The sequence below is a fragment of the Sphingobacterium sp. E70 genome (assembly GCF_019285695.1).
Taxonomy (GTDB): Bacteria; Bacteroidota; Bacteroidia; order Sphingobacteriales; family Sphingobacteriaceae; genus Sphingobacterium; species Sphingobacterium detergens.
The window spans coordinates 3,371,353-3,385,609 of record NZ_CP079104.1 but is presented as its reverse complement, the minus strand read 5'-3'; the positions used below and the strand labels follow the sequence as shown (position 1 = coordinate 3,385,609).

The window sequence follows — 14,257 nt, the reverse complement described above, 5'->3', positions numbered from 1 at the left end:
ACCACTATCTAAATCCCATAACCAACAATTCTGCTTTCGAATTTCAGGTGCCGTAAACGAAATATTTATAGTGGTACTGTTCAGTCGATGCGCATTTTGGATAAAATAACATTCACTTCCATCATGCGCATATAACGCATCTGCATGACATAACGGTCTGGCTGATCCATCCTTAAATAATGCGGAAGCTGATACTTCCGCATGAGGAGACGGTACCAGTCCATAAAATTATTGTCCTGCGGCTTTTTGACCGCTGTAAAACGATCGGGATAAGATTGTAATCGTTTTAATAGTTGGCGTACTTCTTCATCCTTTTTATGTAATCTTGTAGGCCTAAACTCTGCTGCGGGAGCGTTTCTATCGCGATAACACGTCCTCCAGCTATTACAAATTCCACCAACCGCGACATCGCAGCGGGTGACATACGTTTGATCCCCGGTAGAAACAGCACGCTGTATCGTCTTTTACCATAACAAAGTTTTCCTTTTTCTACTGTGCAGTCCTGTAAAATGATTTCGGTGATATAGTCCGCATTCCCCCATTTTTACTGATGGCTTCCCAAAGCAATGAGGTATAAGGAACATTCAGTTTCTCAGGGAAAGGATCGGTCTGTACACCGTTTTCCGTCCACAGGTCATAGTTTGCTGGTAGAATCGCCATGTCGGCATAATAATCTCCCTGCTGAAGCTGCGAAGAAAGACGGGCTTTATAATCATTTAAATATTTAAAATACGGCCACCAGTTGTTGCGTTCGTTGTAAAAGGAGCCATATTGAATCCAGCCTGGAAAAGGCGCTTCCAGTGGCGAATAATTGAATCCATGCCAGACGGAATGTGTAATACCCGACAAAGCACTCTGATCGGAGCCCAACTTGAGTAGCTCCAGTTGTGTATTAAAAACAAGGTAGGTATTGGTCATTTCCTCACAGCTGACAAGCCGCTTTCCTTTGAGATGTGCTGCCGAAGAAACATACTTATCGATCATGGTATAGCCACGCCCCCGACGGTAATCCTCGTCAGACATCTCCTCCCCAGCTTGTGCCGCAAGTAGTTTGTCGTCCATGATTCTCCTTCTGGAATATCATACTCCAGGCTGCTCTCCAGTGGAAAAAATCCCCGCCCATAGGCTTGCGCCCTTGACTTAACCCCAAGTGAACGACACCAATTGACATAGGTATCGGTAAAACGTTCTTTTAATAAGCATGCTTTGGTAAATTCATAATCAAAACGTACACGGCTCAAGAGCTCGCTGAGCTCTTTGCTTTTCTTGGCACCATAGTTTTCATCCACAACAGCACCCAACCTTCCTACTTTGAATAAGATAAAGGGTAAATAAGGCATCAGATCATATCCTCGCCGGCGCTCAAATTCGACAGCAAAATCATCACACCAATTACATCCCTCCAGCTCCATACTGTCAGTAAACAGCGCCCGCACATAATCTTTTAGTGGGCCGATCTGCTCCTGCATACGGGTAGACATCCGATCCAAATAACGGGTTACAGTCTGCTTATCCATATGATTTAGGATGGATCCAGCTGCTCCTGGTGCGCCATTGATAACTGACGCAAATGCTTTAAATTTCACCAGTACATACAGCACGTAATTACCTGGGGAACATCAATCTCAATTTTATCCGCACTGATCCTGTCCGTATAATCGATCACTTCGGTCATCGATTCCATGGGATCTTTGACCAGTTTGACCGACAGGATCTCTGGGTTTCGCAACGGATTCTTATCCGTGACCGCGGGATCGATCATATTGAAAATATGGTAGGGTCTGACCGCATAACGTGTGGGCCCTTCAATGGATTCACAATGAACCAGTACAACTTGGGCGGTCTCTTCTTCTTTCAGGTCTTCGGAACCAAAAGGCCAACCGGATCCGACAATAAGGTCGGCAGTCAGTCCGATTTTCTTGCTCTCCGTAGCTGCATACTGCACCATATCAATCCATTCTGGACTCAGCCATTTCAGCGAGGGAATCCTAGATCATCTGTTCGCTTGGGAAAAGAAATCGGATTGATCTCCACCCCACCTATCCCCGCCTCTTTGAGTAACATCAGTTCACGACGCAGTTCATTCTTGTTGACCTTATTTCCATTCCACCACCAGCGTACAAAAGGCCTATTACCCGTTGAGGGAGCCTGAAACAAATTAAAATAAGGGTCTGTATCCGCATGGCTATTGCTACCGAAGGCCTTTAAATTCTTGGCAAGAAAAAAAGGAGGCTCCAAGTAGACTGCTCTGCTGTAAAAATAGTCTTCGCTTCATAATATAGAATTTAGGTGATGAGATGCCTCGATAAGTATCTCTTCATCCAAAGGTTTTGCTGCCATTGCCGTTCATTGTCCCTTTCGCGGTTTCCAGACGAAATAAGATAAGGCGGCGGACCGAATTCGGTCGTTATGGTCAAGCAGGATTTGCTTTTATTCAGGTTTATCCATTGTTGCCAAAGGGTCAGGTGGACAGCAACAATATCGCGGTACATCTTCTTTCTGACATCGGGGACCTGCGGTCCCTGTGTATAACCGACCCGTGCATGTATATGTCTCACCTGCGGCAAGATGCGGGCTAGTTCCTCCTGCCGATCTTCCAGCAAACTTTCCGAAACACAAAACCAATGGAAATATCCAAGGTAAGCTTCAGATCCGGATAGCTTTCCAACATTGGTATCACGGTATGCAAGCCATAACTCCACTTATTACGGTGGGTTTCCTGAAAGATTTCGATTCCATACTGCTTTTCGATTCTTTCACATAGGCGCAAACCTTGTAGGACATCGACAGGAGAAAAGTATTCTCGTCCCATCTGTACCGAAATAAATTCAGGTGCAGCATATGCTTTCGCCAACTTCCCATAATAGGCAAGTTGTTCCTCCAATAGTTTAAAATAAGCCGCCGTTGTGTCAAAGCCTTGCAGCACACAAGTGACGATGCTATATTTTAATTTATACTTACTTAGCAACTGCAGCACCGATATTGGGTCTATGTTTTCTCCGAAAGGAAACCACTCCACCCCAGAATAACCCGCTGCCCGAACACGTTCGAGGAAATCTGCCCAAGGAATATGTTCACTTCCCCATCTTGGATAAAAGAAATCCAGTTTTACCATGCTGTATGGTAGATTGGGATTTTGTTCATCATTGTTCAATAAGTCACCCACCTGTAATGTCCCCGATAATCATCCGGTAGGATGTTTGCCTGTCCATTGTAGACATTCCCATCAGGCATATATGCACAGGTCATAGCCCGTCTAAATCCATTGGTCATATTAGGGCCAGCACCATGGATTGTCAATCCATTGTGAAAGGTACAACTGCCCGCTTTAAGCGGTGTTGCCACAGGATTTACCTTTGCCATTTGCGGGTAATGTTCAAAAATTGTCCCCATATTTTTTCCGATACCCAGATTTTCAAATCCCGTATGTTTATACGACTGGGGAACGAAATACATACATCCATTTTCTAGGGTAGAATCGTCCAGAGCAATCCATATCGAGAGCGCTTTACGGTCGAAAAAGGACCAAAAAGGTGTATCGAGGTGCCAAGCTGTAGGATTCGCAAAGGGGCGCTTAAAGAGCGCTTGATCGTGCCAGATGCGGATACCATCAACGCCAGCAAGTTTCGCCGCCATCTCACCGATACGCTTATCCACCATCAGTTCCTTTACCTGATCGCTCGTCTGCCAGAGATTCAATAACTGGTCAAATACTTTTCCGAAATAGTCGGCATCTTTATTAATACCATCATCTTCCCCTACTTTTGCCTCCTTTCCGGGCATCTTCTTTCCGGCACGCTGCTCCACCGCATCGAAAACAATTCTTTGCCATGTTGCTAACTCTTCCGCGTCCAGAAAATCTGCTATAACGATGTAACCATTCTCTTGGTAAAATGCAATCTGTTCTTCGGTCAATTGGTTCTTCATATCATTAAATTTTAGGTTTTATGGAGTTATATTCAGCTACTTCAAATTACGCAAGATCGAACGAAATTGTATCCTGAACTATCCTGCAAATAATCAGCACAGCTTGCATGCCCCAAATGATAAGATCATGCAAGTGTCTGATTATGTAAGCATCATTGTCCCATTTTGATTTGGTTAGTTTTGCACCATTTTATTGTTGTACAACATTTCATCCAATGGAATCTGTAAGGTCATTTTATTAACAGGATAGCTAGATTTATCCACGTGCGTAGGTGATGCGGCACGGTTGATAGCGATATTCCAGCGTTTGTTGTTATAAAATTCGCGTCCTCCTTCGCCCCAGAGTTCTAACCTTGTTTGAAACTGTACCATCTCCAAGGCCGAAAGACCTTGCATGGAAGTATAGTTATCGCAGGTCAATGGCGTTGTCCCAGATTTTGTGCGTGCAGCCAACAAAGTATTGAGTGTTTGTTTCGCACCCTGATCATCCTTATTCTGCGCTTGGGCCTCCGCTTTCATCAGCAGGATTTCCGAACTGCGCATATAGTAACAACTCACACGGCCGACATTCTTTTTGTCATCACTGCCCAGACCGTGGGTAGCAGCAAATTTGAGATTCGTATACAAAGGTATTGTCCTTTTATCGCCATTTGTTGGATAAGTATAATCCCCCAATCTGAAGCCATAAAACAATTTACACGGTAGTCACGATTATCTATTTGGGCATATAAACGGTTGTCTATACGTTGGAACCCTTGACCAATCCCACCATTGCCTTCAGCAAAACAGTTCATCCACCAATTATGCACTGTTACTGCCTCGCCCAGAGCAAAACCAAAAAGTACTTCGGGATTGATGCTGATGTTGAGAAAACCATTTTGCTCCGGCCTCATTTCAGGAGTGGCCTGTGTTCCCTTATTGGTCGCACCGTACATGGCTTGGCTCATCAAGGTTGGGTACTTGCTCAGAATTTCATTGCTGGCACTGATGGTAGTATTCCAATCGCCTGTCCATAACGACACCTTAGCCAACATAAAATTGGCTACACCAAGATCAAAGTCAGAGGGATCTGCTGTAAAACCAATTCCTGCTTCTTTAAATAGTCGAATAGCCTCGTTGATGTCATTTTTAATGAAAGCATACGTTTCGTCCGCTGTGGATCGGGCCTTGCTTTCCTGAACTGGAGAATAAGTATCATAGAGTGGCATGCCCAATTTGCTCTTCCCCCCTGTAGGTAGGCATTCTGATAGTTTTCCATCAGATAGTTGTACGCATAGGCACGTAAGATCAACCCGCGGCCTTTGTATTCCTGCAGTTTTTTATTGGTGCCAACCGTTGTTGGATTAAGATAATTCAGCATTTTATTGGCTGTATTAACCATATTCCAAGCATAGTTCCAGTAAGGTGTGTTTTTGTCGGAAGCATCAGAAATAAAATCCAGCAGATTGTATTCATCCGAACCGAAAATATTTAATAATCTATTTCCAAGAACAATATCATTCCCTTCCAGATTACGCATCACATCAAATCCCTGGTTGCTGCCATAACGTGATTCGGAGGACAGTGCCCCAAAATTGATCAATTTAGGCATATTGTTGGCCATACCACCAAGCACCGCCTGGATCTTCTTTTCGTCACCACTTTCGAGCAGCTTCCGAATCTGTTCATCCGTAATACTATTTGGCGGAGCAATATCCAGATCCTTGCTACAAGAAAACAATAATGTCACTGCCAATGCACATAAAAATATCTTTTTCATCTGTATAATTTTTTATTCAGTTATGATGAAGCTATCAGATTTATTCATCGAGTGTATGTTTTAAGCGGCATTCATGTACTCGCTTTGCTCGGTTTGAATAAATCATGATGGTTTCATAGTCGAATTCATTTTAACATTAAAACTCCAGACTGACACCACCCGAGAATGTCCGCATAGTAGGATAAGAATAGGCCGCCACTTCAAATCCACCCACCAGTGATTGACGTGGATCGATTCCCGAATGGGCCGTTTTCATAAAAAGATTATCCCCTGAAGCGAATATTCTGAGTTTCTTGATCTTCATTTTTGCCAGTACATTTTCCGGCAAAGTGTACCCAATAGTGATATTCTTAAAATTAAGGTACGAAGCACTAAACAGGCCGAGATCACTGTACAACCAGCTCCCTGTGGTAGCACCATTACCATAAGTATTACCATACATCACCATCGGGAATTTTGCACCTGTATTATTTGGTGTCCATGTGTTACCAATAAGTTCGGAAGAGCGCTTTACCGGGATCCTCGCTGACATACAGGTTGTTTCCATATTCTGTGCTGAAAAACTTTCCTCCCAGCTGATAAGCCAAAGCAAGATATAGGTCAAAGTTCTTATAGCGTAAAGAAGTGCTAAATCCGCCAATCCATTTAGGAAGCGCACTTCCCATTTCATATCGGCTTGCTTTTGAATAGTCTGTAGTTGTCAGACTCTCGCCCTCCTTATATCCAGGATAAGTACCCGCATCGACATCGGCTTTGGTGACCTGATGGTAAAATAGCGGTAAGCCTGTAGCCTGATCTACGCCACCGTATTTTAACATATAGAGGTTAAAGAAATCTTTATTTACCCCACGTAAGTAAGTAATATTGGTCACAGCACTGGTTCCCGCAGCTGCCCAGGCATCTGTACCTGCAGTCCAATTCCCACCCAACGCATCTGACCCTACACCATTGGGTACTGCTTTTAATTTTGTTGTATAATGTGTTCCGTTGGTGGATACTGTCCAATTGAAATCCGGCTTCTTAATGATATCAACAGAGAGATCAATTTCAAATCCCTTGTTACCTATTTTTGCTGAATTCGTTGCGATCGAAGACTGTCCTTTGAAATGGCTATTGGCTGGTTCCAGATGGCATTCACCGTAACACGGTTATAATAATCAAGCGATCCACGTACCCGTCCAAGGAAACTAAAATCAATACCCGCATCCATCGTATGGATATTTTCCCAAGTCAATTGATCATTAACATAGGCATTTTGATTTAGTGTAATATTAGCAGGTATGCCAGTTCCATTTGTGGTCTGGGTGTAGGTGGCTGAATAACTCCAGGTCTGATACCCCGAATAATTGGAGATACCATTTTGGTTTCCGATCACCCCATAACTGCCCCGTATTTTCAGGAGATCAATCCAGTTTTTGGCATTTTGCATAAATGACTCGCTATCGATACGCCAACCTCCACCAACGGACCAGAAAGTGCCCCAACGTTTGTCTTTCAGTTTGAACTTCGACGATCCATCCCGACGTACGGAACCCTGGAAAAAGTACCTATCATTGTAGTTATAGTTGATTCTAGAAAAATAACTTTCCATCGTCCGTTTGTCCTCGCCGCCTCCGGGATTAGGGAAGGTACCACCATCATAACGTCCTACAAAATTGATATACGATGGAAATTCATCGATCAAGGAATAAGATGAGCGATAATTGAGTTGCTCGTTTTTGAACGAATCATACTCATGTCCCAACAGTCCCTCAAAATTATGCAAGCCAATTGTTTTTGAATAGTTAAGCAATTGTTGAAGATTCAGGATCGTTGTATTGATGCTGTTTTGCCAAAAGCACCTATACCGGCAGCCTGTCCTGATTCGCTATTCCAATAGCGGGTACGCATTTCGTTGAACTTGTCCATCGAAACATTCGCTGTAAATGTAAAATCATTGAGAAATTTAGCCTGCCCATAAACCCGTGTTGTCCAGTCATCAGATACACGTCGATCCAGATCATTGTCTAATACTGTCAACACATTCGTCGATGAAAGCGCAGCTGAGGTCAGACCAAGTGGAGAATAGGTATCTCCCGCAAGCACATGCACTTTATTTTCTCCATTTTCATTAATCAATGCGCCATTCTGATCACGTGCATACAGCTGAACCAAGGGTTTTGCCCGTTTATAAAACGAAATACATTTGCTGTTGAGCTACCTGGATTCCGTCCAAAGCGTGTCGCTGGCGATTGGGTGGTTCGATTGGAATAACCAATGTTAGCGCCTAGTTTCAACCAGGTATTGACCTGCGCATCAAAATTGGCACGACCGTTATAGCGCTTAAAAGAAGAGCCGCGGATATACGAAGGATCCTCAAGGTATCCGCCAGAAAGAAAGTAACTTACTTTCTCATTACCACCAGAAGCTGACAGGTCGTAATCCTGCCGTAGTCTATTCTCCAGCAAGTAATCGTCATAACGATCGCTAAAAAGCAGACGCGCATTGGGATTTAATTTACCATCCGTATTCACGAGATAAGAACCACTCATGGTTGAACTCGCATCGGCACCCGTACCAGATGGCGTATAAACGGCACCGGGAACATCATATAACATCCAGTTTCCTAAGCTGTTCCGCTGAAATTTAGTAGTTGAACCGATATAATCAAACAGGTGAGCACTCGCAAATTCGGCGGCCTGTTCATGTGACATATTGGGATTCTGCACATTGGTGGTATATCTTTTGAGATTCCCGTTCCATCCACTCCGTAGCGTGCTGAATTATAAATCGAAAGCCAGGCAAATTCATAAATATCTTTTGGATCAGAGATTTTGTCAAACTGGTAGGGACCTACCTGATTGACGCCTAATTTGCCTTCAAATGAAATCCGTGTTTTGCCGGACATCCCTTTCTTTGTTGTCACCAAAACCACACCGTTTGCTCCCCGTGCACCATATAGTGCTGTGGATGCAGCATCTTTCAAGACAGATATACTTTGGATATCCTTTGGATTTAGTGTTGCTAGTGGGTTATCATTTTGCGCGGGCACACCATCGATCACAACGAGTGCATTTGACGTATTCTGACTAGCGGAACCGATACCACGCACCCGAATCCCCATGTCTATCCCCGGTTGACCATCTACCGCTGAAACCTGTATACCCGGAGCGGCCCCTTCCAGCGCCCGGCTGACGGTAGAATTGGATTGCATGTTTAATGCCCTATTATCGATCGTCGATACAGATCCCGTCAGGTCTTTCTTTTTAGCTTCCCCATAAGCTACCACCACAACTTCATCCAGTATCGTATTATCCTCCTGTAGTTCGACACGAAGCGGGGTACCGACAATACCTTCAACACTTTTGGTCATGTACCCCACATATTGGACTGAAAGAACAACCTTGTTGTTACTTACGGACAGGGTAAAATCACCATTTTCATTGGTTGAACTGGCATTTTTACCGCCGACTTCTTTAACCGAGACACCGGCAATGGGCTGGCCATTCTTGCTATTGACCATGACCTTGAATAGTTTTCGCGATCTGGGCAATTAACGTGAACGGCATCCCCATCAGCATTGTCACGCAAAGAACTAATGAGTAATGTTTTAATTTACTTTCCATTCTGATTAGAGGTTTAATTAATTTTGGTTTAATTTGTTCGTAATTCTATATCGAAGTAATAGAAAACAAACTGAATAGCCGTACCGTACTATCCTGTTCTAAAATGATTTACGAAATATTGTGCGACGTAAATAATTTCAATTCCAATAAATTGGCTGGTATGGTAGATGTATTCCAATGTTGATGCATAAGTAGTGCGGCACCCAAGGCTGTCGCTTGGGGCATCGTTGCCGCAAACACCTCAATATCCAGAAACTCGCGAGCCATTAGGCTCATGTATATGGGGTTTTTACTAAATCCACCATCAACGAATATCCGTGATACAGCTGTGCCCTGCAATACTAATTTGGTCGCTGCAACTTGTGCTTTCACCAAATGAAATAACAGGCTATGATAGGCTATTTCATAATTGTCATAACGCTTTAAGTCTATTTTTTCAAAAGACTTTAATTCAGTGGTATGATCTTCAGCTTCCAAACAGGCAATAATGCCCCAGTCAATTTCCATTAATCTGAATTTGGCTGTTGTCACCTGATAGAAATCCGCAATACGTTTTGATTGTATTTCATGTTCATATCCGGCAAATAAGCGCGATGCCTTTACCGGCTTACCCAAATAAGACAAATAGAATAAACAGTCCTGTTGAAGTTCGCTCATCGTCAATCTGGTTTCATTAAAGGGATTCAGGGAAATACACCAGGTCCCGGTAGAAATTAAGACAAAAGGTTCCTGAAAGAACAGAAGATAAGGGATCAATGCTGCAGAGCTGTCATGTAAGCCCACACCTACCAGATAAGATTTCCCTAAGAACGTACTTTCAAATGCCGTATCGCCAGGAAATATCTTCGGAAAGACATTGACCAGTCCTTCATCCTCCACCCATTGGTGGTAGTTATTTTATTGAAGTCCCAAAGTGCAGTATGACAACCTATGCTGGTCAAGTCCGCACAAAGTTGGCCCGAAACCAAGAAGCTTAAATACTGGGGCAGGTGCATCGCATGGGCAATATGCCGAAACAAATCAGGTCGCTCGCGCTTAAGGCGCAAAAGCTGTAAACCGGAATTAAGACTTCCTAATGGCGGGGATGCAGTCTCTAAGGCAAAAACGGTCTCTCCGCCATAAGTATTGTAGAGTTGTTGTTGAATAGCAAATGGAAATTCCTTAAGGTAATTATACAGGGAGTTAAAGGTTTCCCATCGACATCAACATACACCAGACTGGCGCCATACGACGCAAAATTAATTGCACGGATATCAAATTCATGCTTACGCAGCACCTCATGTAGGGCATCAAATATAGATAGACGCAGGCTCTCCAAATTTTCGCAGGGATCCCCATCTTCGTCTACAGTTTCCATAAATCGAGCAGAACGCTCCCAGACTACTTGATAATTTTGATCAAATAAGAGCAGTTTTTTATTTGTTTTTCCAACATCAAATACGGCAACGACAGGTATAGGTTTATTTTCCATGTCGGTTGTCATTTAAAGGCCTGTCGCTACACTATTACGTCCTCTTTCTTCTACCAGTTTTCCCGTATACACAACGTTCTAAATAAACTTATCGGATCGAGTGCAGCACCAGTGCGCAAGCGGGCTTCGGCTAGCAGCGGCCTCACATCTGTACGAAAAGCCTGTTGTAAAATCTCCTGGGCGGCAACAACATCATTTTGGTTTTGAGCCTCCCGAAGGGACTTCCGATCGATCAATAAGGCCTGTGCATAGGCGATTTTAATGGCTTCCACAGATTGTAATAAATCCACCAAAGGATCCTTCAGGTTATGCGAGGCATCAATCATCCATCCCAACCCCGAATCGTGGGCTATTCCTTTTTCATCCATGCCATCAATCAGTTCGCTGAAAATCAAAAACAGCTGGTAAGGTTTCATACATCCTGCCGTGAGGTCATCATCGCCATACTTGCTATCATTGAAATGAAAACCACCCAATTTACCTTCCATCAACAAGAGGGAGACAATCTGTTCAATATTTGCATTGGGAAGATGATGTCCCAGATCAACCAGCGTGAATGCTTTGGGGCCGAGCTTATTTGTCAACAAGAGGGATTGTCCCCAATCGCCAATGGTTGTCGAATAAAAGTAAGGTTCGAAAGCCTTGTATTCGACAAATAACTTCCAATCCGCTGGCAGATGACGATAGATTTCCTGCAGGCTGGAAAGTGTATGTTGAAATGCCTGACGAAAATTCAACTGTCCGGGAAATGATGAACCATCAGCTAGCCATACCGATAAACATTTGGATCCAAGCTCTTCACCATAACGTATCACTTCGATATTATGGTCAATAGCCTGCTGGCGAACAGCTGGGGCAACATGGTGCAATGATCCAAACTTATAGCTGTGTTGCTGCCCCTGTTGATCTTGAAAAGTATTTGAATTCATCGCGTCAAAGTGGATACCCAAACCACTCGCGAATTGTTTTAATCTATTTGCATCCTTGGGGATATCCCAGGGGATGTGCAAAGAAATTGCATCACTCGACCTATTCAATGCATGGAGCAAGCCCACGTCTTCAATTTTTTGTTCTAATGTGGCGGGCTCACCAGCGCCAGAGAAACGTCCAAAACGTGTACCTCCAGTACCTAGTGCCCAACTGGGAATCGCGATCTGAAATTTTTGTAGCTTTTCTAAGATGTCTTCAATGTGTGAAATTTCATGAGAAACAAAGTCAAAGGCACGCCGATGTTTCCCCGGAGCCGGTCATTATGTACTTCAATAGCACATGGGTCTAAAATCATAATAATTGCGTTTTCGGTTTATTTAAAATAGGGTACTGAGTTTCCTTTAGTACAGAAACTCAGTACCGAAGATAGCTAAATTAGCGGACAAATGCCATGGCAACACCACCATCCACATTGAGAACATTCCCCGTGGATTTTGATAGTAGACCGCCTACAAAAGAGAAGCAAGCATTTGCTATATCCTCCGGTAAAATAACTTCATTCAACAATGTCCGCTTGGCATAATAGGCCGGCAGCTCTTCTACACGGATCCCATAAGCTTTGGCTCGACCTTCTGCCCATCCCCGGCCCAAATATTACTATCCGAGATGACCGCATCTGGATTCACGACATTAACACGAATCTTAAAAGGTCCTAACTCTGCTGCACAGAGCCTGCTCAAGTGCAATTGTGCTCCCTTAGCACTCCCGTAGCCGGCATTGTTGGGCCCACTGACCAATGCATTTTTACTGACAATATTAATAATATCACCACCGACACCCTGTTGTTTCAGTATCGGAACCGTGGCCTGTGTCACCAAAAACTGCCCTTTAACCAATACATCAAATAGGAGATCCCAATCCGCCTGACTATGCTCTTCTATAGATTTTGAAATGGACAGCCCGGCATTATTGACGATAATATCAATTCCGCCAAAAGCCAGTAATGTACGTTGTAGTGCCTGCAGGATCTGCTGTTCATCTTTCACGTCCATCGCTACCGAGATAACCGAATCTCTTCCAAATTCGCCGACGAACTCCTGCTCACAGCCCGCAAGACGCTCCGTATTGACATCGGTCAGGACAATGACTGCCCCTTCTTGCACCATTTTTCGCGCGATGGCTTTACCTATCCCGCCGCCGCTACCGGTCACGAAGGCAATTTTACCCGAAAGCGCCTTGGGTTTAGGCATGCGTTGTAGTTTTGCTTCTTCCAATAGCCAGTACTCGATGTCGAACGCTTCCTGTCTCGGCAAGGCCGTGTACGCGCTTATGGCTTCGGCTCCTTTCATCACGTTTATGGCATTCATATAGAATTCGGCAGCGACCCTGGCTGTCTGCTTGTCTTTGGCGAAGGAAAACAAACCAACACCGGGATACAGTACAATCACCGGATTTTGATCTCTGATGGCAGGACTATCGGCGTGTTTACACTGCTCATAATAGGCCGTATACATGGCGCGATAAGCAGTAAACAGTGGTTCAAGTTTCGTGGTGAGTGCTGCGCTATCGTCCAGATTCTCGGATCTATCCAGATTTAATACCAGCGGTTGAATTTTGGTTCGTAAGAAATGATCCGGACAGCTTGTCCCCAAAGGTGCCAATCGTTCCAAATCATTTGAATTGATAAACTCCAAAACGCGTACATCATCTGTAAAATGACCGATCATATGACGTTCGCTAGAACAGAATCCACGCAATATTGGCATCAATTTCACCGCTTGAGATTCCCGTCCGGCCTGATCCAGACTGTCATTCTTTTGACCACCAAACACGGGACCTTTCTTTCCATAATTTTGTTCGAGGTAAGCGGCGCAACGTTCGATCACATCCAACGAATTCACATAACAGGCATAGGCTGTATCACCCCAGGTAAATAAACCGTGCGAACCAAGCATAATACCCCTTATCCCTGGGTTTTCTTCGAGACAGGCCCGTAATTGCAGCCCTAGATCGAAGCCCGGCCGTTGCCAGTCGACCCAGCCGATGGTCCCTTCAAATAACTGCTGGGTAATTTCTTTTCCATCTTTGGCTGCGGCAATCGCAATCGCAGCGTCCGGATGCAAATGATCAATATGTTTGAACGGCAAAAAAAGCGTGTAAAGGCGTATCTATTGAAGGCGCCTTGGAAGCGAGGTCGAAAATACAATGATTGAACAGCTCGACCATTTCATCTTCCTGCTGTATCCCCTTATATACTCTTTCAAGATTATGCAGGCGCTCCAGATACAAAGCAGCAAGTCCCGATTTTTTCAGGGTCCCAATATCACCGCCGGAACCTTTTATCCACATCACCTCGACATCTTCACCAGTCAGTGGATCCACCATATTGACTTTACAGGAAGTATTTCCACCACCATAGTTGGTGATGCGAAGGTCGCGCCCAAAATATTGGAACGGTACAACAGCAATGCAACCTCATCCTCGCCAAGCGATTTTGCTTTTGTTCATCCCATAAATTGTTTACGTATTTGTATGTTTTCACTTCTTCCATATTTATATTTTTAC

At 44.1% G+C, this 14,257-nt stretch carries 20 protein-coding genes and 2 pseudogenes; all 22 read right to left on the bottom strand.

The window, feature by feature from the left end; all coding sequences use genetic code 11:
- Positions 1 to 80: 80 nt before the first annotated feature.
- The 22 genes and pseudogenes from KUH03_RS23935 to KUH03_RS23830 all read right to left on the bottom strand — a co-directional run bounded on the left by KUH03_RS23935 (position 81) and on the right by KUH03_RS23830 (position 14,243).
- Complete coding sequence (locus tag KUH03_RS23935; protein ID WP_257087153.1) at positions 81 to 224, bottom strand: hypothetical protein; 144 nt, start codon at positions 222 to 224, stop codon at positions 81 to 83.
- Positions 225 to 286: 62 nt separating this feature from the next.
- Positions 287 to 451: a hypothetical protein gene (locus KUH03_RS23930; RefSeq protein WP_257087152.1), complete on the bottom strand. Its 165-nt coding sequence runs from the start codon at positions 449 to 451 to the stop codon at positions 287 to 289.
- A 38-nt stretch (positions 452 to 489) separates the two neighbouring features.
- Positions 490 to 1,023, bottom strand: coding sequence for a glycosyl hydrolase (locus tag KUH03_RS23925; RefSeq protein WP_257087151.1), 534 nt, complete (start codon positions 1,021 to 1,023; stop codon positions 490 to 492).
- On the bottom strand, positions 981 to 1,601 hold the full coding sequence (locus KUH03_RS23920) for a glycosyl hydrolase (protein ID WP_257087150.1): 621 nt from the start codon (positions 1,599 to 1,601) through the stop codon (positions 981 to 983). The genes KUH03_RS23925 and KUH03_RS23920 overlap by 43 nt, the downstream gene beginning before the upstream one ends.
- A complete protein-coding gene (locus KUH03_RS23915; protein ID WP_257087149.1) occupies positions 1,583 to 1,948 on the bottom strand; it encodes a hypothetical protein in 366 nt (121 codons plus the stop codon). The genes KUH03_RS23920 and KUH03_RS23915 overlap by 19 nt, the downstream gene beginning before the upstream one ends.
- Positions 1,949 to 1,974: 26 nt before the next feature.
- Positions 1,975 to 2,238, bottom strand: a complete 264-nt coding sequence (locus tag KUH03_RS23910; protein WP_257087148.1) for a hypothetical protein — start codon at positions 2,236 to 2,238, stop codon at positions 1,975 to 1,977.
- Positions 2,239 to 2,285: 47 nt separating this feature from the next.
- Positions 2,286 to 2,603: a hypothetical protein gene (locus KUH03_RS23905; protein WP_257087147.1), complete on the bottom strand. Its 318-nt coding sequence runs from the start codon at positions 2,601 to 2,603 to the stop codon at positions 2,286 to 2,288.
- Positions 2,576 to 3,166, bottom strand: coding sequence for a sugar phosphate isomerase/epimerase (locus tag KUH03_RS23900; protein WP_257087146.1), 591 nt, complete (start codon positions 3,164 to 3,166; stop codon positions 2,576 to 2,578). The genes KUH03_RS23905 and KUH03_RS23900 overlap by 28 nt, the downstream gene beginning before the upstream one ends.
- Positions 3,151 to 3,927, bottom strand: a complete 777-nt coding sequence (locus KUH03_RS23895) for a phytanoyl-CoA dioxygenase family protein (protein WP_257087145.1) — start codon at positions 3,925 to 3,927, stop codon at positions 3,151 to 3,153. The genes KUH03_RS23900 and KUH03_RS23895 overlap by 16 nt, the downstream gene beginning before the upstream one ends.
- A gap of 174 nt (positions 3,928 to 4,101) precedes the next feature.
- The gene (locus KUH03_RS23890) at positions 4,102 to 4,554 is read right to left on the bottom strand and encodes a RagB/SusD family nutrient uptake outer membrane protein (RefSeq protein WP_257087144.1); all 453 of its coding nucleotides are present in this window, start codon (positions 4,552 to 4,554) and stop codon (positions 4,102 to 4,104) included.
- A complete protein-coding gene (locus tag KUH03_RS23885) occupies positions 4,482 to 4,961 on the bottom strand; it encodes a hypothetical protein (RefSeq protein WP_257087143.1) in 480 nt (159 codons plus the stop codon). The genes KUH03_RS23890 and KUH03_RS23885 overlap by 73 nt, the downstream gene beginning before the upstream one ends.
- An 8-nt stretch (positions 4,962 to 4,969) precedes the next feature.
- Positions 4,970 to 5,686, bottom strand: coding sequence for a RagB/SusD family nutrient uptake outer membrane protein (locus KUH03_RS23880; protein ID WP_257087142.1), 717 nt, complete (start codon positions 5,684 to 5,686; stop codon positions 4,970 to 4,972).
- Positions 5,687 to 5,822: 136 nt separating this feature from the next.
- Positions 5,823 to 6,218, bottom strand: a complete 396-nt coding sequence (locus KUH03_RS23875; protein ID WP_373564477.1) for a hypothetical protein — start codon at positions 6,216 to 6,218, stop codon at positions 5,823 to 5,825.
- Positions 6,172 to 6,615 carry a hypothetical protein gene (locus tag KUH03_RS23870; protein WP_257087140.1) on the bottom strand — a complete coding sequence of 148 codons (444 nt, stop codon included), beginning with the start codon at positions 6,613 to 6,615 and terminating at the stop codon, positions 6,172 to 6,174. Before KUH03_RS23870 ends, KUH03_RS23875 begins: the two co-directional genes overlap by 47 nt.
- A gap of 134 nt (positions 6,616 to 6,749) precedes the next feature.
- Entirely contained in the window at positions 6,750 to 7,451 is a 702-nt protein-coding gene (locus tag KUH03_RS23865; RefSeq protein WP_257087139.1) for a hypothetical protein, read from the bottom strand.
- A 38-nt stretch (positions 7,452 to 7,489) separates the two neighbouring features.
- Positions 7,490 to 7,840, bottom strand: coding sequence for a hypothetical protein (locus KUH03_RS23860; RefSeq protein ID WP_257087138.1), 351 nt, complete (start codon positions 7,838 to 7,840; stop codon positions 7,490 to 7,492).
- On the bottom strand, positions 7,801 to 8,283 hold the full coding sequence (locus tag KUH03_RS23855; RefSeq protein ID WP_257087137.1) for a hypothetical protein: 483 nt from the start codon (positions 8,281 to 8,283) through the stop codon (positions 7,801 to 7,803). Before KUH03_RS23855 ends, KUH03_RS23860 begins: the two co-directional genes overlap by 40 nt.
- A gap of 8 nt (positions 8,284 to 8,291) precedes the next feature.
- The gene (locus KUH03_RS23850; protein WP_257087136.1) at positions 8,292 to 9,188 is read right to left on the bottom strand and encodes a TonB-dependent receptor plug domain-containing protein; all 897 of its coding nucleotides are present in this window, start codon (positions 9,186 to 9,188) and stop codon (positions 8,292 to 8,294) included.
- A 211-nt stretch (positions 9,189 to 9,399) separates the two neighbouring features.
- Positions 9,400 to 10,170: an FGGY-family carbohydrate kinase gene (locus KUH03_RS46550; RefSeq protein WP_306429127.1), complete on the bottom strand. Its 771-nt coding sequence runs from the start codon at positions 10,168 to 10,170 to the stop codon at positions 9,400 to 9,402.
- A gap of 214 nt (positions 10,171 to 10,384) precedes the next feature.
- Positions 10,385 to 10,774 (bottom strand): FGGY family carbohydrate kinase, encoded by a 390-nt coding sequence (locus tag KUH03_RS46545; RefSeq protein WP_306429126.1) that lies wholly within the window; start codon positions 10,772 to 10,774, stop codon positions 10,385 to 10,387.
- A pseudogene (locus KUH03_RS23840) lies at positions 10,775 to 12,047 on the bottom strand (TIM barrel protein).
- Between the two features lie 80 nt (positions 12,048 to 12,127).
- Positions 12,128 to 14,243, bottom strand: a pseudogene (locus tag KUH03_RS23830) (bifunctional aldolase/short-chain dehydrogenase).
- Positions 14,244 to 14,257 lie beyond the last annotated feature (14 nt).

What these genes read in the sequence shown, in the direction of transcription:
- KUH03_RS23935 (WP_257087153.1), bottom strand. Translation starts at nt 224, where the DNA reads ATGGACTGGTACCGTCTCCTCATGCGGAAGTATCAGCTTCCGCATTAT.
- KUH03_RS23925 (WP_257087151.1), bottom strand. Translation starts at nt 1,023, where the DNA reads ATGTCTGACGAGGATTACCGTCGGGGGCGTGGCTATACCATGATCGAT.
- KUH03_RS23915 (WP_257087149.1), bottom strand. Translation starts at nt 1,948, where the DNA reads ATGGTGCAGTATGCAGCTACGGAGAGCAAGAAAATCGGACTGACTGCC.
- KUH03_RS23895 (WP_257087145.1), bottom strand. Translation starts at nt 3,927, where the DNA reads ATGAAGAACCAATTGACCGAAGAACAGATTGCATTTTACCAAGAGAAT.
- KUH03_RS23885 (WP_257087143.1), bottom strand. Translation starts at nt 4,961, where the DNA reads ATGTTGGCTAAGGTGTCGTTATGGACAGGCGATTGGAATACTACCATC.
- KUH03_RS23880 (WP_257087142.1), bottom strand. Translation starts at nt 5,686, where the DNA reads ATGAAAAAGATATTTTTATGTGCATTGGCAGTGACATTATTGTTTTCT.
- KUH03_RS23875 (WP_373564477.1), bottom strand. Translation starts at nt 6,218, where the DNA reads ATGTCAGCGAGGATCCCGGTAAAGCGCTCTTCCGAACTTATTGGTAAC.
- KUH03_RS23855 (WP_257087137.1), bottom strand. Translation starts at nt 8,283, where the DNA reads ATGTTATATGATGTTCCCGGTGCCGTTTATACGCCATCTGGTACGGGT.
- KUH03_RS23850 (WP_257087136.1), bottom strand. Translation starts at nt 9,188, where the DNA reads ATGGTCAATAGCAAGAATGGCCAGCCCATTGCCGGTGTCTCGGTTAAA.
- KUH03_RS46545 (WP_306429126.1), bottom strand. Translation starts at nt 10,774, where the DNA reads ATGACAACCGACATGGAAAATAAACCTATACCTGTCGTTGCCGTATTT.